This window comes from Massilia eburnea (genome assembly GCF_009720745.1).
Classification (GTDB): Bacteria; Pseudomonadota; Gammaproteobacteria; order Burkholderiales; family Burkholderiaceae_D; genus Rugamonas; species Rugamonas eburnea.
This window is the reverse complement of record NZ_WNKX01000004.1, coordinates 40,978-62,473: the sequence shown is the minus strand read 5'-3', so window position 1 is coordinate 62,473 and position 21,496 is coordinate 40,978. Positions and strand designations below refer to the sequence as shown.

Here is a 21,496-nt window from a genome sequence, read left to right as displayed (position 1 = left end):
TGGTTTCGGTGGCGGATATTGTAGCTTTGCTTTGCCGAATACTGTAGACCGCCCTAAAAGGCAGGCATAAGATGGCTCCATGCCCATCGAACCCGATCAGCTAAGCGTCTGGCTGGCAGCGGCCGGCCGACAGGATGCAGCAGCCTTTCGCGCGCTGTATGACGCCGCCGCGCCGAAACTGTTTGGCTTCGCCTTGCGTATATTACGTAAGCGGGAGCTGGCCGAAGAGGCGCTGCAGGAAGGCTTCGTGTCGATCTGGCACGCAGCGCCGGATTACCAGGCCGGCCTGGCTGCGCCCTTGACTTGGATGGCGGCCATCGTCCGCAACAAGGCGCTGGATATCCTGCGCCGGACGGACAATACGCTGGAACTGGATCCCACAATGGACTCCCTGCTTCGCGACGATGCCAGCACGCCGGCGGAGGCGAGCGAAATGAGCAGCGATGCGCGCGCCCTGGCCGGCTGCATGTCGCGCCTGGAGAACCTGCACCGGCTGGCCATTGGCCTGGCCTTCTTCCATGACTTGTCGCACACGGAAGTGGCGCAACGCCTGTCCCTTCCCGTAGGGACGATCAAGACCTGGATCCGGCGCGGCATGGAGAAACTGAAAAATTGCCTGTCGCAGGGAGGAGCGCCATGAAGATCCGTGGCAACGACGCCCTGCGCGACAAGCTGGCCGCAGAATATGTGCTCGGCGCCCTGCGCGGCGGGGCGCGGCGCCGCTTTGAGGGATGGATGTACAGCGACGCGGCCTTGCGCTTGCTGGTCAGGGAGTGGGAGCAGCGCCTGCTGCCGATGCACGAATTCGTGCGCCCCCAAGCGCCCTCGCCCCATATCTGGCGCAATATCGAAATGCGCCTGCACCTGAAGCCGGAACGCAGCCGCTGGCATTTCTGGCGCGGCTTCGGGCTGGGATTGGCGTCGGCCGCAGCGGTGGCGGCGCTGGTGGTGACGGTCAGCGTGCAGCAGCTGCGCGAGCCGTCCTACGACCTGGTGGCGACGCTGACCGACGAGCAGGCGCAGCCCGCCTTGCTGGTCAAAGCCGATACCGGCAAGCGGGTGCTGCAAGTGCATATGGTGGGCGCCGCGCCGGTGCCGCTCGACCGCTCGCTGCAATTGTGGGCCATTCCGAAAGCTGGCCCGCCACGTTCGCTCGGCGTCCTTGGTGAGGACGGAAGGGCCACGTTCTCGCTGGCGGCGGGAGCAACCGGCAGCGACGTGGTGGTGCTGGCGATTTCGCTCGAACCGCGCGGCGGATCGCCGAATCCGAATGGGCCGACCGGGCCGGTCCTGTACAAGGGCCCGTGGGTACGGGCCATGTAATCAGGCGCTTGCCCGCTCCAGCAGCCACACTGTCGCCAACAGGGCGACGCAGGCCGAGCCTCCTTTCACCATCACTTGCCGGTACATCCATGTGCTGCGCATGGCGTAAGCCAGTGGAACGAAGGCTGCGACAATTGCCAGCTGGCCCAGCTCGACACCGATGTTGAAGCTTGCCAGCGCAACCGCGGCAGCGCCTTTGGGCAGGCCCAGGTCTCCCAGCACGCCCGCAAAGCCGAAGCCGTGCAGCAGGCCGAAGGCAAGAGCGGCCAGCCAGCGCTTGCCCCGAACGACCGGCCAGATATTGTTCAGCGCTGCGACGGCGACAGAAGCGGCGATGGCGGATTCAATCAGGCGGCTCGGCAACGCGAGCACGTGCAGGGCTGCCAGCGAGAGCGTGACCGAGTGGGCCAGCGTAAAGGCCGTGACCACGCGCAATACGTCTGCGCTTGCAGGGCGCCAGCCTTTGCCCAGCACGGCGGGCAGCAGCAAGGAGAGCAGGAACAGGATGTGGTCGTAGCCGGTCCAGATGTGCCAGACACCGTGCTGCAAATAGTCGCCGGCCTGGCGCCACAGGCCGCTGGCGCCACGGCCGGCGCCTGGTACCGGGCCGCCAACTGCCTCGCTATCCGCCACGAAGCGCGTGCTGTCGCCGCCCAGCACCAGCGATTGCAGCTGGCCATCGACGGTGATGCTGGCCATACCGCGGTGCTGCGCGTCGATGTCGGCGAACAGTTTGTAGTCGATGGCGAAAGGTGCGCCGGGCTGGCATGCGCCGCGCAGCAGCAGCACGGCATAGGCGCCGTCGGTGTGGCGGTCGACCTGGTTGCCGGCTACCTGGAGGCGGCAGCCAGACGCCAGGCCGAGGCGCGGAACGGCATAGCCAGCGATGTCGGCATGGCGGAAACGGACTTCATCCCAGGTCAGCCGGCCGTCGCCATCAGCGTCGAGGCCCAGGACGAAATCGAGGTCGCGCAAAGCGATGTCCCAACGGCCTTCGATGACGGCTGCACCGCTCGGCCTCACACCGCCAGCGGCGGCCGTGGTGGTGACGCGCAGCGTCAGGTAGCTGTCGCTGGGCTTGTGCGCCTCGGCTGCGCCGGCGGCGAGCAGGAAGAGCAGCGCAGCCAGGCTGCAAACGAAGTGTGATCGCAGGTTCATGCCGGCCCCCCCTCCAGTTTGCCGGCAAGGGCAGCGATGATGCGGTCTTCCAGCCCGCGCTGGCGGCGCCATGCCAGCGCGGAACGTGCGGCGGTAGGGACGCGCGCGGCGAGCGCGGCTTCCAGCAGGATGCGCAGGTCGGCAGGCTCTTTCTGCACCTGCCAATTGGCCAGCGCCAGCCGCAGCGCGGCCTGGGCGTTGTGGCGCAAATACAGCTCGAACCTGGCCTGCTCGCGTTGGTGGATCGCGTCGCCACGGCGCGCAGCGGCGTCGAAGCGTGCCTGCAGTTCGGCGACGGCCGCTGCCGCCGGCGGCGATGAGGCAGCGGCGGCCTGGAGGGCGAGCGCGTGCCGCAGCAACAAGCCGTCGATGCGCAGATGGCTGCCCAGCAGGGCTTGTACATCGGCGTTGCGGCCCTGGTCCAGCAGCAGGTCTGCGTAGGCGCCGAGCAGGTAGCTGTCTGCAGGCGCGAGCGCGAGCGCCTGGCGGAAGCGCGCTTCGGCTAGCGGCGTGTCGCCGCGGCGTGCCGCCAGTTCGCCCGACAAAGTCAGGGCCCAGGTCCGAAGACCGGCATCGGCGACGCTGGCATTGCTGCGCTCCACCGCCAGCGCCAGCAAACGCTCGCTGGCAGCGAGCTGGCCGCTGGCAGCGCGCGCATTGGCCAGGCAGGTCATGCTGGCCAGGTCGCTTGCCAATGACGACAGCCGACCGCAGCTGCGAACGGCGGCATCGTAGTCACCGCGCACCACCTGCACCGTCGCCAGTGTCAGCCAGGCCTGCGCGTTTGCCGGATCGGCGCGCGTCACGGCATCCAGGTCGCGCATCGCCTCTTCAAAGCGGTGGCTTGATTGCAGCAGCGTCGCCCGCAGCAGCAGCACAGGGATCGGCGGCGATGGCGTGCGCCACCAAGGGGCCAGCACGGCCTGTGCATAACCAAAGTAGCGAGGATCGGTCGCCGCACGGCCCATTTCAATGTAGCGCTGGGCGAGCGCAGCTGCAGCCGAGGCATCACGCGGCGCCTCCGACAATTGCGCTCGCTGACGGCGCAGCTCCGCATCTGGCGCAGCGGCCCGGCGGGGGAGCGTCTCCAGCACTTCCGAGCCGGATCGCGGCACGAACGGCGCCGCGCTCGCGGCGACGGCGGCCGCCAATGCGAACGCGAAAAAGACGAGATGTCTCATCGCAGCCTCACTCCACCGGCACCGGTTCGCGGTCATCGGGCCGGGTCGGCGCTACACGCTCAACGTCGTCAGGCTCTGTCGTATCGGAGGTGCTGCCGACGATTGCCACCATGGCGGCGGTGAATACGTCGGCCGAGGCGGACGTCGCTGGCGCGGGCTCCTGGGCCGGCACCGCCGAAGCATCGCCGCCGCCCCCGCCACCACAGCCGGCCAACAGCGCAGCTAACGACGCGGACGACAGCGCGGCCGCGAATGCAGTCTTTGAACGTTTCATGGCCTGGCCTCCTATTGCTGCGGCGAGCCGGGAATCGGCGTTTTCAGGTACGGGAAGGCCGCACCGAAGAAGCTGTCATCCAGGTAAGCGCCATCGGTAAAGCGGATCGCACCCGCCGGCGCATCGGCCGCTGCGCAGCCGATATTCAAGGTACACAGTTTGCCCATCACCACCCGCAGGGCGATATCCACCACATCGTCGCCAGGGCGGCGTCCGTTGGGGAAACCAGCGTTGTCGCCATCGATCACACCCAGCCGCTTCTGCGCCCCCTTCGCCACCGGTGCGATCGCGGTATTCAGGCGCAGCATTTCGGACGCCTTCACGTTAGCCGGCTGGTTCAATCCTTGCACACCGGTCAGGAAAACTTTTACCAGGTCATTGCGCGGGAAATTGGTAGGAGCCTTGGCGCCGGCGCTGCCGAACAGCACCTCCACCAGCGCCGGCAAGGTCGGGTTCGTGACATAGTCCGCAAACTGCGCATCCTGGGCCGGCTTGCTGTGGTTGAAGCGGTCCTTGTCTTTCAAGCCGATCACCACCTCGTTCACCAGCGGCATGCCGAGACGCGAGACCTGCGTCCACGCCCCACCCTCCTTCGAGCCGCCGTTCGGGTTGAGCAGGCGGCCCTGGCGCAGGCTGGCTGTTGTCCAGCCGCCGATCACCGGCTCGGCGCCCGAAGTCAGGCACGAAGCCGCGACTTCCAGTTCAATCGAGGTCACGTTCTTGTCGTCCAGGTCATCGCGGGCATTCTTTTCCGCGTTGGCCAGGAATTCAACTGCAGGAGCCTTGATGTTGATCAGGTCAAAGGTCTCGCCCAGGTTGACCACAAACGGGTCCTTGCGCTGCCCGACAAACATGCGCGCTGGTATCGCGCAGCCGGGAATGTTCACCGCGTACACATGCTTGCCCGCATAGCCCGCGTAATCGGGAATCGATTTGTTGCCGATATTGTCGACCGGCTTGTCGAAAACGGTAGCGCCGCTGCCCGCCATGCGCACCGGCTGGCGCACGCCGCGCCGGTCACCGCGCACCACGTCCACGGTATAGGTTTCGCGCACATTCAGCCCTGCCGGGTTGACGCCGTCGATCGGGCCGCCGTTGATCACCAGGGGAATCGGCACACTTTTGCCGCCGATATTGAAGGCGGCATTCTTGAAGGTATTGGTGAAGCGGAACTGAAAGGTCAGGTCTTCCCGTGCATCGCCATTGTTGTCGATATGGATCTCGTACAGCGCATCCGGATCCATGGTGAAGAAATTCGGTCCGCCGTACGCATCCTGCAGGGGCACGTAATTGGCGATCAGGGTGACAAATTGCTCGCGCCCCGGCTCGTAGCTGCGGAACATGTAGAAGTCGGTTCCGTCAACCTTGGGCTGGCGCGTGATGAAGGGTGCTTCGCGGTGGCTCGATGCCTGCGCTGCCGGCGCCAGGGCCGACAGCAGGGCTATCTGGACAGCAGCGTGCTTGATGAGTGCCATGGTTTCCTCCCTCTAGGTTGGTTGCCATGGCATATACGCAGCGGCGGCGCCGCCGGATTCAGAGAAGCGTCATTTATATTTGTAGAGGGGCCTCGTGATTTCGATAGGCCGGATATCAAGGCGGATATTCAGCACTGAATAAGCCTCCGCCAGGCTCGAGACATAGCCCACGCTGTCGGGCGTCTTGGTGAAGCGGAATTCAAAGCCCACCTCGGTGCCATTCGAGCGCGGATTGCCGCTGGCGATGCCGATAGCCTCGTTCTGGTCGCTGTCGATCAGGCGCTCCATCAAATCAATCACCGCGCTGTTGCCCAGCACGTCGTTGCTGAACACCTCGCCGCGGCCCAGGGTACGCGTGGGGTCGATGCGGCCGCCGGCTTTGTCGTTGGACGGCATGAACATATGGGTGCCGATATTGAACTTGTCGCCGCGATCAAGATAGCTGATCACGGCATTGCGCACGCTGAAGTGCGGCGCATCCTTGTCCCATTCGGCGCGCGACAGGTCGATCAGCAGCGCGCCCTTGTAGCCGATGACTTCCACCTCGCGCTGGGCGTTCACCACCATGGCGCTATCCTCGTCGATGCCAAGCCCGATCTGGTAGCCCTTGGCCAGCATGGCAGGGATCATGCGCGCAAAGCGGCCGCGCACCAGCAGGTGCTGGTCAACGAAGACGTCATCGCCGATGAAACCCAGGCCCGGGCCCAGTTGGCTGCCGTCGGCAATACCGGTCTGCAGCATGGCCAGCACCGCCTTCGGATTGGCGAACATGGTGCTGCTCATGATGGCCGCACCCGCCGAGGAACCGGCCACCACGCCGCCACGGCGGTACACGTCCCACACCGCCTCCAGCACCGCCGTTTGCGAACCGTCTTCACGCAGCAGGGCCTTGGTGATGCGGCCCTGGTCGCCGCCGGCGAAGTAGATGCCGTCGGACTCGCGGATTTTCTTCGCCAGCGCGGCATCATCGGCATTTTTCTTGTAATCGCTGCCCGTCAGGCGCACCGCCACCGGCACCAGGAAAGCGTCCGCGCCCCATTTGCGCAGGTAGGTGATGATGGTCTGGGCGGAACGCTCCGGATTGCCTGCCGCCGAAGGGAAGACCGCGATGCGCGCCCCCTTGCCGCCGGCCAGCTTCACAATCCTCTGCCACACGTCCGCATTATCGCCGCGCAGGCCGCCGCCAATGATGACCAGCGATCCCTGGTGTGCCGTCACGGGCGAAGGCGCGATTGCCGCCCCACCTCCACTGAGCGTGGCGCTGGCGCCGGCCACAATCCGCACCGGCGCTGCAGTCTCGGGTAGCTGGGGCGGCAAGTTGGACGGCGTGCCCGGCGGCTTGGCTGGCGCCTCCGGTGGCGGGGTAGTGCTGGTGCGCCCGCTGGTGGAGGGAACAGGTTTCGTGGGGGGCGCCTCGCGTGCCTGGACCGGAAGGCCGCAAGCGGCTAGCAAGGCCAGGCCCAAACGGGCCAGGCCGGCGGGGGAATACAGCTTCACGATGGCCTCCTGTTCGACTTGCTCACTGGCATCGTTGCTAGACATCGGGATCTTTCCAACAGTGTAGCCGGGCGCAACGGTGGAGTAAAACGCTATCGTGCACCCGTTCTTACTAAATATCAGCGCGCCTTCAGGTAACGCTCCGGAAGTGGCGTTTTTTCCCCTTCCGGTTGCCACAGAAGTTGCGAAATCCACCAGCGCTTGCCGTCATTCACCAGCTGGATGGAATTGATGCCGCGCACAAAAGGCGCATCGGCCGGCGCATGGCGCGCCTCGTAGGTGCTGAACACCTGGGCGATCTGGCCGAACTCCTCGCCTTTGCGCGCCAGTTCGGATTCGTAAAAACCTTCTTTGGCGAATACCGGCGTGACGCGGGTAATGTAGTCTTCCAGCGACAACACGCGGGTGTGGATCACGCCGTCCTTGCCGGCGCTGTGCACCACCATGCGGCCATCTTCGCGGAACAGGGAACGCAGGCGATCCCAGTCGCGCACTTTGCCGGCGGGGCCGGAAATGGTGTCGTACAGGGCGGCCATGATGCCGTCCACGGTCGCCACGTCGGCCGGACGCGCATCGGCCGCCAGGACGCTACCGCTGGCCAGCACCAACAGTAGCAAAGTTGCTAACTTCTTCATTAGTTCTCCTACTAATTTATAATCGTTTGAATTCGACGCCTTAATCTCACAGCAAAATCACCATGACAGATCAATTCTCCAAGAAGGCGGAAGCCTGGTCCGCACGTTTCTCCGAACCTGTTTCCGACCTCGTGAAACGTTACACCGCCTCGGTGTTTTTTGACAAGCGCATGGCCAAGGCCGATATCCAGGGTTCCCTGGCCCACGCCGACATGCTGGCCGCGCAGGGCATCATCCCGGCCGCCGACCTGGCCGCCATCCAGAAAGGCCTGGCGCAGATCAGCGGTGAAATCGACGGCGGCCAGTTCGAATGGCAGCTGGACCTGGAAGACGTGCACCTGAATATCGAAAAGCGCCTGACCGAACTGGTTGGCGACGCCGGCAAGCGCCTGCACACCGGCCGCTCGCGCAACGACCAGGTGGCCACCGATATCCGCCTGTACGTGCGTTCCGCCATCGACGACATCACCGGCCTGCTGCAGCAGCTGCGCGGCGCCCTGGTCGACCTGGCCGAGAAGAATGCGGACGTGATCCTGCCCGGCTTCACCCATATGCAGGTGGCGCAGCCGATCACTTTCGGCCACCATATGCTGGCTTACGTTGAAATGTTCGGCCGCGACGTCGAACGCATGCAGGATTGCCGCAAGCGCGTGAACCGCCTGCCGCTGGGCGCCGCTGCCCTGGCCGGCACCACTTTCCCGATCGACCGCCTGCGCGTCGCCAAGACCCTGGGCTTCGACGACGTTTGCCACAACTCGCTGGATGCGGTGTCTGACCGCGACTTCGCGATCGAGTTCACGGCGGCCGCCTCGCTGGTGATGATGCACGTCTCGCGCATGTCGGAAGAACTGATCATCTGGATGAGCCCTCGCGTCGGCTTTATCGATATTGCGGATCGTTTCTGCACCGGCTCGTCGATCATGCCGCAGAAGAAAAACCCGGACGTGCCGGAACTGGCGCGTGGCAAAACTGGCCGTGTCTTTGGCCACCTGATGGGCCTTCTGACCTTGATGAAGGGCCAGCCGCTGGCTTATAACAAGGACAACCAGGAAGACAAAGAGCCGCTGTTCGATACCGTGGATACGATTGTCGATACGCTGCGCATCTTCGCCGATATGGCCGGCGGGATTACCGTCAAGCCGGATGCGATGCGTTCGGCTGCGCTGCAGGGCTATGCTACGGCGACTGACCTGGCGGATTACCTGGTGAAGAAAGGGCTGCCTTTCCGTGACGCGCACGAAGCGGTGGCGCATGCGGTGCGGGCTTGCGATGATCTGAAGATCGACCTGGCGGAGATGTCGCTCGAACAACTGCGCGCGTTCTCGCCGCTGGTGGGGGAGGATGTGTTTGCGGTGCTGACGCTGGAAGGTTCGGTGGCGGCGCGTGATCATGTGGGTGGTACGGCGCCTGACCAGGTGCGTGCGGCCATCGCACGCGTGCGTTCGCAGCTGGCCTAAACCGGGAAACCAGTGTCAGACCCACAGGGTCCGACACTGATACGCGGCGGCCGCGTGGCCAGGTGTCTGACCCCGTGGGTCAGACACCGGTTTACCGGTTTTCCCAAAGCCGCTAATATCCTTGCAATAACTATTCCAACAATGGAGAAAAGTAATGCAAGGATTCCTCCGCCTTTCAGGCTGGCTGGATCGCATCGGCTACCGCTGCGGCCAGCTGGCCAACCTGATGATACTGGCATCCTGCGTCATCAGCGCATCCAACGCCATGATCCGCTACGGCTTCGACTGGAGCTCGAACGCCCTGCTCGAAATGCAGTGGTACCTGTTTGGCGCCGCCGTCATGCTCGGCGCCAGCTACACCTTCCAGCGTAACGAACACGTCCGCGTCGACCTGGTCTACGGCCACGTCTCCGAACGCAAGCAGCTGTGGATTGACATCTTCGGCATCATCTTCTTCCTCTTCCCCGCCTGCATCCTGTTTGCCTGGCTGTCGTGGGAATCACTGTTCCTGCCCTCCTGGGCCATCATGGAACAATCGAGCAACGCCGGCGGCTTGCCGCGCTGGCCGATCAAGTTCGTGGTTCCGGTCGGCTTTGCCCTGCTCACGCTGCAAGGCGTATCGGAACTGATCAAACGCATCGCCCACCTCACCGGCCAAGCGGTCCTGGACAGCAAATACGAAAGGCCAGTGCAATGATTCCATTGGATTTGATGCCGCCGCTGATGTTCGGTGGCCTGGTGGTGTTCATGCTGGTCGGCTTCCCGGTAGCGTTCTCGCTGCTGGCGGTGGGCCTGTTCTTCGGCTTGATCGCGATTTCGGAAGGCTTCTTCGGCGTGCCCTTCCTGCAGGCGGTGCCGCAGAGGATTTTCGGCAGCGTGCTGGCCAACGACCTGCTGCTGGCCATCCCCTTCTTCACCTTCATGGGCGCCATCCTGGAGAAGTGCCGGCTGGCGGAAGACATGCTCGACTCCATGGGCCGCCTGTTCGGCAGCATCCGCGGAGGCCTGGGCTATTCGGTGATTATCGTCGGCTTCATCCTGGGCGCCATCACCGGCACGGTGGCGGCGCAGGTGATCGCCATGGCCATGATCTCGCTGCCGGTGATGATGCGCTACGGCTACCACATGCGCTACGCCACCGGCGTACTGGCCGCTTCGGGCACCATCACGCAGCTGGTACCGCCATCGCTGGTGCTGGTGGTTCTGGCCGACCAGCTGAAAACCCAGACCGCCGCCGCCGACGTGGGCAGCATGTACCTGGGCGCGTGGGGACCTTCACTGGTGCAGATCGCCCTGTTTGCACTGTACACCTTCGTACTGTCGCGCCTGCGGCCGGAATGGCTGCCTGCGGCGCCGCAAAACGAACTGGGCCCGCGTGGCTGGGCGCTGTGGAAACAGTGCCTGCAAGGCATCGTGCCGGCCGCCGTGCTGATCTTCATGGTGCTGGGCACCATGATGCTGGGCGTGGCTACGCCGACCGAGTCGGGCGCGATGGGGGCGCTGGGCGCGGTGATCCTGGCGGCGATCCGCCGGCCGGAATTCAAGGGACGGGATAAAGTCTTCTTCCGCGTCGGTATGGCAGCGTTGCTGGGCGCAGCCCTGGTCGGTGCTGTTATGCCGGAAGCCAAAGCCGCCGTCCAGCTCACCCTGGCCGTGCTGTACATCTGCGTTGCGTGGGTCGTATTCCGCGCCAGCCATATCACCGAGCTGCGCGAACTGATCCAGTTGAGCTACCAGTCCACCATGCGCCTGACCGCCATGGTGGTGTTCATCCTGATCGGCTCCACCTGCTTCTCGGTGGTGTTCCAAGGCGTGGACGGCGGGCTGTGGGTCGAGCACCTGTTCAACGGCATTCCAGGCGGCTGGATCGGCTTTGTGCTGGTGGTGAACCTGTTCGTATTCTTCCTGGCCTTCTTCCTCGATTTCTTCGAGATCGCCTTCATCGTGGTACCGATGCTGGCGCCAGTGGCGCAGAAAGTGCTGGCGCCGCAGCTGGAAGGCATCATGGGTAGTCCGGAAGCGGCGGCATCGGCGTCGCTGGTGTGGTTCGGCGTGATGTTGTGCGTGAACATGCAGACCTCCTTCATGCACCCGCCATTCGGCTTTGCGCTGTTCTACCTGCGCGGCGTGGCGCCGAAGGAAGTGAAATCTTCCGACATCTACTGGGGCGCCCTGCCCTGGGTCGGCCTGCAGATGCTGATGGTGCTGCTGGTGGTACTGCTGCCGCAGACGGTAACGGTCTTCCTGGACCGCGGCGTCGCCGGAAAAGTGGAGTCGGGCGACCTGCGCATCGAGCAGCCGGCCATTCCCGACGCGCTACCGGCGCAAAAGCCCGATGAGGAACAACAGCCGGAACTGAACTTCTCCCAGCCGGAAGAAGAGAAGAAAAAATAAGCGGCTAGAGCGGCCTGCTTAATCCAGCGGGCCGCAGGAGGCCTTGGTGTAGCTCGCCTCCAGCTTGTCGATTTCGTCCTGGGTCCTGGCCATGGCTTCAAGCTGGGAATTGCGGCGGTTGTCGTTGCGCTGGCCGTACAGTTCTTCGCGGCGAAGGCGCAGCTTGTCGCAATCCGACTTGGCCGCGACCTTGCCGGCATTGGCTTCCTTGGTCTCCTGCGCCTCTTCTTTCTCCTCCCTCGCCTTGCGCTCGCGCTCGACACGGTTGCGCTCAGCCAGCTGGTTGGCGCGGTCGCGGTCTTCCTTCAAGCGATCCTGGGCGGCCCTAACCTGGGCGGGGGTTGGCGGCGGCGGCACATCGAGCATCTCACCGCCTTTGGCGCACGGCATGGACTGGTAAGTCACCTTGCCGTCGGCCTTGCATTTGTACAGCCCTTGCGCACCGGCCTGTGATACCGCCGCAAAGCCGAGGACTGCGAACAACAGCGCTTTCTTCATTTTGCGCTTACTCCCAATGGGTCTGGGTCAAGAATTTGAGCCGGTTCCGGTCTGGGTCGAGTACCGACATGACACGCAGGTCGGGGCCCAGGCCGTTGTTCGGCGCTTCCTCTACACTCACGCCGTACTCGAGGAAATCATCGTACAGCGCATCCACGTCCGCAACATAAAAATGCACCAGGCCGCCGGGCTGGCAATCGCCGGTATGCTCGGTCAGGAAGACTTCCATACCGTCGAAGACCATCGAGGCAAAGGTCGGCAGGCCGGGCTCGAAATGGTGGGTCCATTCCTCGCGGAAGCCCAGCGACTCATAGAACGGCTTGCTGGCCGCATAGCTGGCCACCCGCAATGCCGGCACCACCCGCTGCAGTTCACGCTTCACGCCCATAATCCGCCTCCCGGTTATGTTGCTGGACGGCAATGATAATGTAAGCCAGGGCCATCCGGCAAAAATCAATCGTGCGCGGTCAATTTTACGGCAAAGGAACAACAGATTTGACGCCGCGGTTGCTCCGCCTCAAAAAGTACTCCCCAAATTCAAATTGCGCTTCCAGTACTGGATCAACCACTGGAGGCCAATCATGCCATACCGTTACGACCAAGTTGAGCAGCTTGAAAAGCATGAACTGGTAGGAAACGAACAGTGCGTTGCAGTAGTACAGGTTTTCGCCGGCGCTCCCGTTACGGCCAACTGGCGACAAGGTGAGGCAGTGGTCGGCAACAGACTGCTCAGGAAAGGCACCGCGATCGCTACATTCGTTGACGGCCGCTATCCCAACAGACCGCATGGAAATCACGCAGCACTTTATCTGCGACAAGGTATAGGCGGCATTCACGTGATGGACCAATGGAAAACCAAGAAGAGCCATCAGATAAGCTCTCGCTGCATCCCCTCGCTGAGAAAAGACAAAAACGGCAATTATGTTTCGCCGAGCGACAACGCCGATGCGTTCTTTGTCATTAGATGAACCATGGACCTCATCAGGACAACGGCCGCATTACTTGCAGCATTGGCGCTTACGGCATCGGCAAACCAAGCGCCTGCATCGCTGTCGTGCCCAGCTTCGGTCGGCATTACCGTACCAGAGGTAGCTGGTTGGAAAAGCCAAGCCTCATCTGAGCTGTATCTCAATTCGGCGACGCCGATCAGCGGCCCGCCGGACCGGCGTGGCGATCTGGCCAACTACACACGCAAGCAAATGAAGGATGGATGGAGCGAAACCTATGATCTCGACCGTCCTTTCCCGGACGGGAAATGGCTCGAGTGCGGGTATGGCACGCATAATGAAGTGACCTTATCACGTCCCCTGCCCGAACCGTCCAAAGCCTGCACATTCTTTTACCGTAAAGGCGCGAAGGCCGGCCAGCGCTCGATCAAGATCGAGTGCCGTTAGCTGCCCGGCGAAAGCGGCCGCCCGGGGGCGGCTGCTGGCGGCTCAGTGCTTGTGGGCGATCATGTTGGAGAGGACACTGAAGGCGGCGCCCGTGTGTTCCTTCTCCAGCAGCAGCGTGAGCTCGGTGTGGGTCGAGATCAGGTTGATCAGGTTGACCTTGTCCCACGCCAGCTTCTTGAGGATGGCGTGGTAGATGCCCGGCGTGCGCCACGAATCTGCGGTCAGCTGCAGCGTGACGGCGTTCAGGTTCTCCAGCCGCGCCAGCAGGCGTTCGTTGGCGAAGATCTGCTCCACCAGCCCGATGAACGGCCGGCTGCAGATCACCACCACCTCTTCGCTGCCGCGGGTCACGGTCAGGTACAGGCCGTGGCCGGTGCCGGCGCGTTCCAGCAGCTGGCGGTGGCAATCGTCAATGTGGTCGGACCGGCGGAAGGTGAACTCAACGAGGTCGGTACGCGCGGTCAGCTGGCCCGACTGCTGGGCCAACACAAGCTCCTGCGCATCGCGGTCCGGCAAACGGCCCGCCACGCGGCGCAAGGCCATCACCACGGCCGCCTGGCCGACAGGCTTCCACAGGTCGTTCTGGAGCTGCGGCTGCAGCTGGCGCGCCAGTTCCGACAGGTTGATCAAGCCACGACGCAGACCTTCGCTCAGGAAGGGCGACTCCGTGACGATCCTTTCGACTTTGGTAGATATAGACAACATGAGTGATGCGCCCTCACTAAGTGGTACCTCAACTAAACGACGGGCTAGTGTAAAACGGTAAATTCAACTAGTGCAACACGAGCGTGACAATTTGATACATATTTGTGTTGCGTCCAACACGAATCTAGAGAAAACCCTCTATTTCGTTGCATCCTCCCTACAAAATCCAGCAATCGTGCGCCATCTGAAAAAAATGCGAGTTATGGAAATATTCAGGAATATGTAATCAAATGTCTGAATTTGAACAAAATTTGTCGCAACGACTTTTTTTGCAAATTTTTTGACTAGCTCAAGAAAGAGGCATAACTTCCGGCTCTCCCAATAATCACCAAATCCCACAAGGAGAGACATGAAACTTCGCAAAAGCCTGCTAGCCGCAGCCGTCGCAGCTTCGTTCGCACCAGCATTCGCCGGTGTTCTGCCTGATTCCCTGATGGCCGCTCCAGGCCAGCAGATGAGTGTTGAAGCCAAAGCCAACCTGGTCGCCCGCCTGGACGCACGCCGCGCCGCCGCCGGCCTGGATCAAGAACATGGCTACAAGGTGCGCAGCCAGCACCCTGGCATGCACGGCGAGCGCATCGTGCGCGCCGACCACACCTTCAACGGCCTGCGCGTGTTCGGTTCCGAATCCGTGGTCGTGACCGATGAGAACGGCGAGATCGTCAGCGAGTCCGCTTCCGACCGCCGCAACGGCCTGGACGCTTCGCGCGCTTCGCTGGCCGCCGGCAAGACCCCTTCCACCACCGCCGCCTTCAGCGCCGACGAAGCAATCCGCGTCGCCGTTTCGCGCACCCCGGGCAGCGAGCACCGCTTCAAGCCGGAAGCCGAGCTGCTGATCTGGCCGGTGGTCAAGACCGTGCGCACCGCAGCAGCAGCCAACAAGGCCGAAAGCGCCCTGAACGCGCTGGACGTGCAGGACGTGGTCGACCACTACGAGCTGGCGTACCTGGTCAAGACCAAGATGGTCAAGGATGGCCGCGCTACCGCGCGTGACACCGTGATCAACGCCCAGACCGGCGCCGTGATCAAGCAATGGGATTCCCTGCAGACCGTGACCGGTGTAGGCCACAGCCAGTACAACGGCGACGTGCCGATCCAGACCACGCTGAACGGCTCGACCTACCAGATGCTGGACGCCACCCGCGGCACCGGCGGCACCTACGGCGGCATGGCCATCACCAACGCCAACCACTCCTCCGCTTCCAACCCAAGCGCCGGTTCCATCTACACCAACAGCACCAATACCTGGGGCGACGGCCAGAACTACATCAGCGGCGGCAGCACCACCAACGCCAACGGCCAGACCGCTGCAGTAAACGCGCTGTGGGGCCTGATGAACACCTACGACACGATGAAGAACGTGATGGGCTGGTCCTCGCTGGACGGCAACAACACCGCTACCTACATCGCTGTCCACGTTGACAACAACTACGACAACGCCTTCTTCGAATCCGGCTGCAAGTGCATGTACATCGGCGACGGCTCCAGCTTCTACAGCCTGGGCTCGATCGACGTGATCGGCCACGAAATGGGCCACGGCGTTACCGACGCTACTTCCAACCTGACCTACTCCGGCGAATCGGGCGGCCTGAACGAGTCGAACTCCGACATCAACGGCGAAATGGTGGAAGCCTACGCCCGTAACGGCGGCACCGGCACCGTTGTCCCAGCCGGCAACGACTGGATGATGGGCAAGGAAATCAGCAAGACCGGCCAGCCGCTGCGCTGGATGTGGAAGCCATCGAAGGACGGTTCGTCCAAGGACGCCTGGAGCAGCACCCTGGGCAGCCTGAACGTGCACTATTCCTCGGGCCCGAACAACCGCATGTTCTACTTCCTGTCGCAAGGCTCGAACTCCTCGTCCTCCAGCGAGATGTACAGCTCGTACCTGAACAAGCAGCCGCTGGCGATGACCGGTATCGGCAACGACAAGGCATACCGCATCTGGTTCAAGGCCAACACCACCAAGTTCACCGCATCGACCAACTATGCTGATGCGCGCCTGAAAGTGATCCAGTCCGCTGAAGAACTGTATGGCGTAGGCAGCGCTGAATCGATCGCTGTGAAGCGTGCTTACGCTGCGATTAACGTCGGTTCCGACGTTGACGAAATCGGCGCAAGCGGCGTGTCCATCACCACCCAGCCGAACAACGTGACCGTTGCTCCTGGCGGCACCGCCACCTTCTCGGTTGCGGCGACCGGCGGCACCTCGCCTTACAGCTACGCCTGGTACCGTAACGGCACCCAGATTGCGGGCGCGACTTCGGCTACCTACTCGTTCACCGCGCAGACCGCCGACAACGGCGCCGTGTTCAAGGCCATCGTCACCGACTCCTCGTCGCCTGTGAAGACTGCCACCTCGAACAACGCCACCCTGACCGTGGGCACCACCCAGGCGTCGGAACTGGTCGTCAACGGCGGCTTCGAGTCCGGCACCACGCCATGGGCCGGCACTACCGGCGTGATCGGCAACTACAGCGGCCAGACTGCGTACGAAGGCACCCGCTTCGCATGGCTGGGCGGTAACGGCACCACCGCTACCGAAACCCTGTACCAGACCGTGACCATCCCATCGACTGCAACCACCGCGAACTTCTCGTTCGCCCTGCACATCGATACCGCGGAATCGGGCAGCACCGCCTACGACAAGCTGGTTGTGACCGTGAAGAACAGCTCCGGCACCACCCTGGGCACCCTGGCAACCTACAGCAACGTGAACGCTGCCAGCGGCTACCAGATCCGTACCTTCAACCTGCTGCCTTACAAGGGCCAGACCGTGCGCCTGCACTTCAACATGACTGAAGACTCGTCGCTGCAGACTTCGTTCGTCGTTGACAAGGTAAGCCTGCAGGTTCAGTAATAACGCCGTCATGCGGGGGCCAGTCCTCAGGGGCTGGCCCCCGTTTTTTTGCGGCTAGCGTCATGTAATTCATTGTCTAGGAATTAACAAAATCCGGCAAACTGACTTATTTTGCAAGATTTTTGACTTGCCAAAAAAACAGGCATAACGTCGTCTCTCCCAACCACCCAAGTTCCCAAGGAGAGTCGATGAAACTTCGCAAAAGCCTGTTGGCCGCAGCCGTTGCCGCCTCGTTCGCCCCTGCATTTGCAGGCGTCCTGCCAGATACCCTGATGGCCTCTCCAGCGCAACCAATGAGCGTGGAAGCCAAGGCCAACCTGGTCTCGCGCCTGGACGCGCGCCGCGCCGCCGCCGGCCTGGACAGCGAGCATGGTTATAAGCTGCGCGAACAGCACCCAGGCGTCCACGGCGAGCGCATCGTGCGCGCCGACCACACCTTCCAGGGCCTGCGCGTATTCGGTTCCGAATCCGTCGTGGTCACCGATGAAAACGGGGACATCGTCAGCGAGTCCGCTTCCGACCGCCGCAATGGCCTGGACGCTTCACGGGCCGCCAAAGCCGCCGGCAAGGGCGCTCCCGATACCCATCCTGCATTCGCCGCCGATGAAGCGATCCGCGTCGCCGTCTCGCGCACCCCAGGCACCGAGCACCGCAGCAAGCCGGAAGCCGAGCTGCTGATCTGGCCGGTCATGAAGACCGTGCGTACCGCCGCCGCCGCCAACAAGGCTGAAAGCGCCCTGAACGCGCTGGACGTGCAGGACGTGGTCGATCATTATGAGCTGGCCTACCTGGTCAAGACTCGCATGAACAAGGACGGCCGCCCTGTGTTCCGCGACACCGTGATCAACGCCCACACCGGCGCCGTGATCAAGCAGTGGAACGCCCTGCAGACCGTTGTCGGCGTAGGCCATAGCCAGTACAACGGCGACGTGCCGATCCAGACCACCCTGTCCGGCTCCACCTACAAGATGCTGGATGCGACGCGTGGCACCGGCGGTAGCTTCGGCGGCATGGCCATCACCAACGCCAACCACTCGTCGGCGAACAACCCGAGCCCGGGTGCGATCTACACCAACAGCACCAATACCTGGGGCGACGGCCAGAACTACATCAGCGGCGGCAGCACCACCAACGCCAACGGCCAGACCGCTGCAGTGAACGCGCTGTGGGGCATGATGAACACCTACGACACGATGAACAATGCGCTGGGCTGGAAATCGCTGGATGGCAACAACACCGCCACCTACATCGCCGTCCACGTCGACAACAACTACGACAACGCCTTCTACGACTCCGGCTGCAAGTGCATGTATATCGGCGACGGCTCCAGCTTCTACAGCCTGGGCTCGCTCGACGTGATCGGCCACGAAATGGGCCACGGCGTGACCGACGCCACCTCCAACCTGACCTACTCCGGCGAATCTGGCGGCTTGAACGAATCGAGTTCCGACATCAACGGCGAAATGGTGGAAGCCTACGCCCGTAACGGCGGCACCGGCACCACTATCCCTGCCGGCAACGACTGGATGATGGGCAAGGAGATCAGCAAGTCCGGCCAGCCGCTGCGCTGGATGTGGAAGCCTTCCAAGGACGGCTCGTCGCGCGATGCCTGGAGCAGCACCCTGGGCAACCTGGACCCGCACTACTCCTCGGGCCCGAACAACCGCATGTTCTACTTCCTGTCGCAGGGGTCGAACTCCTCGTCTTCCAGTGAGATGTACAGCCAGTACCTGAACAAGACGCCGCTGGCCATGACCGGTATCGGCAACGACAAGGCGTACCGCATCTGGTTCAAGGCCAATACCACCAAGCTGACCTCCTCCTCCAACTACGCCGACGCACGTACCAAGATGATCCAGTCGGCTGAAGAACTGTACGGCGTGGGCAGCGCGGAATCGATCGCCGTGAAACGCGCATACGCCGCGATCAACGTCGGTACCGACGTGGACGAAGCCAACCCAGGCAGCGTCTCGATCACCACCCAGCCAAACAACGTGACTGTTGCTCCTGGCGGCACGGCAAGCTTCACCGTGGGCGCTGCGGGCGGCACCTCGCCTTACAGCTATGCGTGGTACCGCAACGGCACCCAGATCGCGGGCGCTACTTCGGCTACCTACTCCTTCGTCGCGCAGTCGGCCGACAACGGTGCGGTGTTCAAGGCCATCGTCAGCGACTCCTCATCGCCTGTGAAGACCGCCACATCGAACAATGCCACCCTGACCGTGAGCACCACGCCGCCGCCATCGGAGCTGATCGTCAACGGCGGCTTCGAATCCGGCACGTCGCCATGGGCCGGCACCACCGGCGTGATCGGCAACTACAGCGGCCAGACTCCATACGAAGGCACCCGCTTCGCATGGCTGGGCGGTAACGGCACCACCGCTACCGAAACCCTGTACCAGACCATCACCATTCCGTCGACCGCAACGGCGGCAACCCTGTCGTTCGCGCTGCATATCGATACCAACGAATCGGGCAGCACGCCTTACGACAAGATGGTCGTGTCCGTGAAGAACAGCTCCGGCACCACCCTGGGTACCCTGGCGACCTACACCAACGTGAACGCTGCCAGCGGCTACCAGATCCGCACTTTCAACCTGCTGCCATACAAAGGCCAGACCGTGCGCATCCACTTCAACATGAACGAAGACTACTCGCTGCAGACTTCCTTTGTGGTCGATAAGGTCAGCGTGCAAATTCAATAAAGTTAAGTGATTTGAGCAGTTTCCCGGCCGGTATGCGGCTATCGTCATCCCAAAGTACGATAGCTGCATAGCCGGCTTTTTTGCGCCAGCGCGGTGCTATGATGTTCCCCTTGTTTTTAAAGGAGGCAGCATGGGCATTGGTATTGGCGGCAAGACTATGGAAGAGGCACTGGCATCCCTGTCGGACATGACGGCGGGCGCCACGCCGATCTGCAAGGATGAACACCTGGCGCGCATCGAAAAGGCACAGGCCTTCATGCGCCAGCAAGGCATCGCCGCCATCTATATCAACGCCGGCTCCGGCCTGCTCTACTTCACTGGCACCAAATGGCATCCCAGCGAGCGCATGGTCGGCGCCATCCTGCCCGCCAGCGGCGCCGTGGAATACATCGCCCCCGCCTTCGAGGAAGACACGCTGAAGGACTTCATGCTGGTAGAAGGCGCGGTCAATTGCTGGCACGAGCATGAAAGCCCGTACGCGCTGTTCATCGCGGTCCTGAAGAAAATGGGCATTATGCCGAATGCCGCACAGCCGCCGCGGATCGGGCTGGACGAAAGCAGCGCCTTCTTCATCTTCGACGGCATCCGTCCGCTGGCCGAAGGCTATGTACTGGAGAACGCGCGCCCGGTCACCGCCCATTGCCGCACCCGCAAGTCGAAGGCGGAAATCGCCCTGATGCAGCGCGCCAAGGACATGACCCTGGCCGTGCATGTCGCCGCCGCCAGCATCCTGCGTGAAGGCATCACCACCACCGAGGTGGCTGAATTCATCGACAAGGCGCACCGCAAGGTCGGCGCGCCGGCCGGCTCCTATTTCGTGATCGTGCTGTTCGGCGTAGCCAGCTCCTTCCCGCACGGCGTGTCATACGTGCAGACGCTGAAAAAAGGCGACACGGTGCTGATCGACACCGGCTGCAAGCTGCACAACTATATTTCCGACATCACCCGCACCTATGTGTACGGCGAGCCGAGCGCACGCCAGCGCGAAGTGTGGAATGCAGAGAAGGCAGCGCAGCAGGCCGCGTTTGAAGCCGCCAAGCTGGGCGTGCCGTGCGAAGAAGTGGACCAGGCCGCGCGCCGTTCGCTGCTGTCCAACGGCTTCGGCCCGGAATACAAGCTGCCAGGCCTGCCGCACCGCACCGGCCACGGCATCGGCCTGGACATCCACGAGTGGCCGTATCTGGTGGGCGGCGACAAGACACCGCTGGACGTGGGCATGACTTTCTCCAACGAGCCGATGATCGTGGCGCCGGGCGAATTCGGCGTACGCCTGGAAGACCACTTCTACATGGCGGAGGACGGCCCGCGCTGGTTCACGCAGCCATCCCACTCGATCGACGATCCGTTCGGACTGGAAGCCTGAATTTAAATAGCCTTTTGTGGAAAAGTGTGAGAGTTCAGTGCGGGGGAGTCGATTATCATTTCCCCGCACCAAAACTTGTTATCAACTTCCACATAAAACATGAAAATCCTTCCACTCATCGCTATTTCCGCCTCTTTCCTCGTCACCGGTTGCGCATCGGTCAGCATGGCCTCCAAAGAGGATTCAAGCAAAGCGAAACAATTCAATGCACCTGCCGCCAATAATGCCGGGCTCTATGTTTACCGGAACAGCTTTGCAGGCAAGGCGCTGAAAAAGGATATCTGGGTTGACGGCAAATGCCTGGGCGAGAGCGCTGCGGACGTGTTCTTCTACACCGAAGTTGAGGGTGGAAAAATGATCAAGGTCTCCACCGAGTCCGAGTTTTCCCCCAATGACCTGAACCTGAAGGTCGAATCCGGCAAAAACTACTTTGTGCGCCAATATATCAAGCTGGGCGTTTTCGTCGGCGGCGCTGGCGTTGAACAAATGAGCGAAGAACAAGGTAAAACAGATGTCGCCAAGCTTGAAATGGCCAAGCCTGGCACCTGCAGCGGCGCCAAATCCTGAGCTGGCTCCT

The 21,496-nt window shown here is 62.5% G+C and carries 20 protein-coding genes; 11 read left to right on the top strand and 9 right to left on the bottom strand.

Going from position 1 to position 21,496, the window contains the following annotated elements; translation table 11 throughout:
* Positions 1-79: 79 nt before the first annotated feature.
* Positions 80-640: a sigma-70 family RNA polymerase sigma factor gene (locus GM658_RS06460; protein ID WP_155453201.1), complete on the top strand. Its 561-nt coding sequence runs from the start codon at positions 80-82 to the stop codon at positions 638-640.
* On the top strand, positions 637-1,323 hold the full coding sequence (locus tag GM658_RS06455; protein ID WP_155453200.1) for an anti-sigma factor: 687 nt from the start codon (positions 637-639) through the stop codon (positions 1,321-1,323). Before GM658_RS06460 ends, GM658_RS06455 begins: the two co-directional genes overlap by 4 nt.
* On the opposite strand, the gene GM658_RS06450 is transcribed toward GM658_RS06455, so the two are convergent.
* The 6 genes from GM658_RS06450 to GM658_RS06425 form a co-directional block, all read right to left on the bottom strand.
* On the bottom strand, positions 1,324-2,481 hold the full coding sequence (locus tag GM658_RS06450; RefSeq protein ID WP_155453199.1) for a HupE/UreJ family protein: 1,158 nt from the start codon (positions 2,479-2,481) through the stop codon (positions 1,324-1,326).
* Entirely contained in the window at positions 2,478-3,662 is a 1,185-nt protein-coding gene (locus GM658_RS06445; protein ID WP_155453198.1) for a tetratricopeptide repeat protein, read from the bottom strand. The genes GM658_RS06450 and GM658_RS06445 overlap by 4 nt, the downstream gene beginning before the upstream one ends.
* A 7-nt stretch (positions 3,663-3,669) precedes the next feature.
* Entirely contained in the window at positions 3,670-3,936 is a 267-nt protein-coding gene (locus tag GM658_RS06440; protein WP_155453197.1) for a hypothetical protein, read from the bottom strand.
* 11 nt (positions 3,937-3,947) lie between these two features.
* Positions 3,948-5,411: a DUF4331 domain-containing protein gene (locus GM658_RS06435; protein ID WP_155453196.1), complete on the bottom strand. Its 1,464-nt coding sequence runs from the start codon at positions 5,409-5,411 to the stop codon at positions 3,948-3,950.
* Positions 5,412-5,480: 69 nt separating this feature from the next.
* The gene (locus GM658_RS06430) at positions 5,481-6,953 is read right to left on the bottom strand and encodes a cyanophycinase (protein WP_155453195.1); all 1,473 of its coding nucleotides are present in this window, start codon (positions 6,951-6,953) and stop codon (positions 5,481-5,483) included.
* A 74-nt stretch (positions 6,954-7,027) separates the two neighbouring features.
* Entirely contained in the window at positions 7,028-7,543 is a 516-nt protein-coding gene (locus GM658_RS06425) for a hypothetical protein (protein ID WP_229416790.1), read from the bottom strand.
* A 62-nt stretch (positions 7,544-7,605) separates the two neighbouring features.
* Between GM658_RS06425 and argH the strand changes: the two genes are divergently transcribed.
* From argH to GM658_RS06410, 3 genes are all read left to right on the top strand, one after another.
* On the top strand, positions 7,606-9,000 hold the full coding sequence (gene argH / locus GM658_RS06420; protein WP_155453194.1) for an argininosuccinate lyase: 1,395 nt from the start codon (positions 7,606-7,608) through the stop codon (positions 8,998-9,000).
* Positions 9,001-9,154: 154 nt separating this feature from the next.
* Positions 9,155-9,697, top strand: a complete 543-nt coding sequence (locus tag GM658_RS06415) for a TRAP transporter small permease subunit (RefSeq protein ID WP_155453193.1) — start codon at positions 9,155-9,157, stop codon at positions 9,695-9,697.
* Entirely contained in the window at positions 9,694-11,394 is a 1,701-nt protein-coding gene (locus tag GM658_RS06410; RefSeq protein ID WP_155453192.1) for a TRAP transporter large permease, read from the top strand. Before GM658_RS06415 ends, GM658_RS06410 begins: the two co-directional genes overlap by 4 nt.
* Positions 11,395-11,412: 18 nt before the next feature.
* Here the strand turns inward: GM658_RS06410 and GM658_RS06405 are convergent, their stop codons facing one another.
* Positions 11,413-11,892, bottom strand: a complete 480-nt coding sequence (locus GM658_RS06405; RefSeq protein ID WP_155453191.1) for a DUF4124 domain-containing protein — start codon at positions 11,890-11,892, stop codon at positions 11,413-11,415.
* 7 nt (positions 11,893-11,899) lie between these two features.
* A complete protein-coding gene (locus GM658_RS06400; protein ID WP_155453190.1) occupies positions 11,900-12,280 on the bottom strand; it encodes a glyoxalase superfamily protein in 381 nt (126 codons plus the stop codon).
* A 193-nt stretch (positions 12,281-12,473) separates the two neighbouring features.
* On the opposite strand from GM658_RS06400, the gene GM658_RS06395 reads away from it, so the two are divergent.
* Positions 12,474-12,860 (top strand): BPSL0067 family protein, encoded by a 387-nt coding sequence (locus tag GM658_RS06395; protein WP_155453189.1) that lies wholly within the window; start codon positions 12,474-12,476, stop codon positions 12,858-12,860.
* 3 nt (positions 12,861-12,863) lie between these two features.
* Positions 12,864-13,286, top strand: coding sequence for an STY0301 family protein (locus tag GM658_RS06390; RefSeq protein ID WP_155453188.1), 423 nt, complete (start codon positions 12,864-12,866; stop codon positions 13,284-13,286).
* A gap of 42 nt (positions 13,287-13,328) precedes the next feature.
* On the opposite strand, the gene GM658_RS06385 is transcribed toward GM658_RS06390, so the two are convergent.
* On the bottom strand, positions 13,329-13,991 hold the full coding sequence (locus tag GM658_RS06385; protein WP_155453187.1) for a hypothetical protein: 663 nt from the start codon (positions 13,989-13,991) through the stop codon (positions 13,329-13,331).
* Positions 13,992-14,340: 349 nt separating this feature from the next.
* On the opposite strand from GM658_RS06385, the gene GM658_RS06380 reads away from it, so the two are divergent.
* The 4 genes from GM658_RS06380 to GM658_RS06365 all read left to right on the top strand — a co-directional run bounded on the left by GM658_RS06380 (position 14,341) and on the right by GM658_RS06365 (position 21,486).
* Positions 14,341-16,851 (top strand): M4 family metallopeptidase, encoded by a 2,511-nt coding sequence (locus tag GM658_RS06380; protein WP_155453186.1) that lies wholly within the window; start codon positions 14,341-14,343, stop codon positions 16,849-16,851.
* Positions 16,852-17,039: 188 nt separating this feature from the next.
* Positions 17,040-19,556, top strand: a complete 2,517-nt coding sequence (locus tag GM658_RS06375; protein ID WP_155453185.1) for a M4 family metallopeptidase — start codon at positions 17,040-17,042, stop codon at positions 19,554-19,556.
* Positions 19,557-19,692: 136 nt separating this feature from the next.
* Entirely contained in the window at positions 19,693-20,919 is a 1,227-nt protein-coding gene (locus tag GM658_RS06370) for a M24 family metallopeptidase (protein ID WP_371865056.1), read from the top strand.
* A 99-nt stretch (positions 20,920-21,018) separates the two neighbouring features.
* A complete protein-coding gene (locus tag GM658_RS06365) occupies positions 21,019-21,486 on the top strand; it encodes a DUF2846 domain-containing protein (protein WP_155453183.1) in 468 nt (155 codons plus the stop codon).
* Positions 21,487-21,496: the final 10 nt, after the last annotated feature.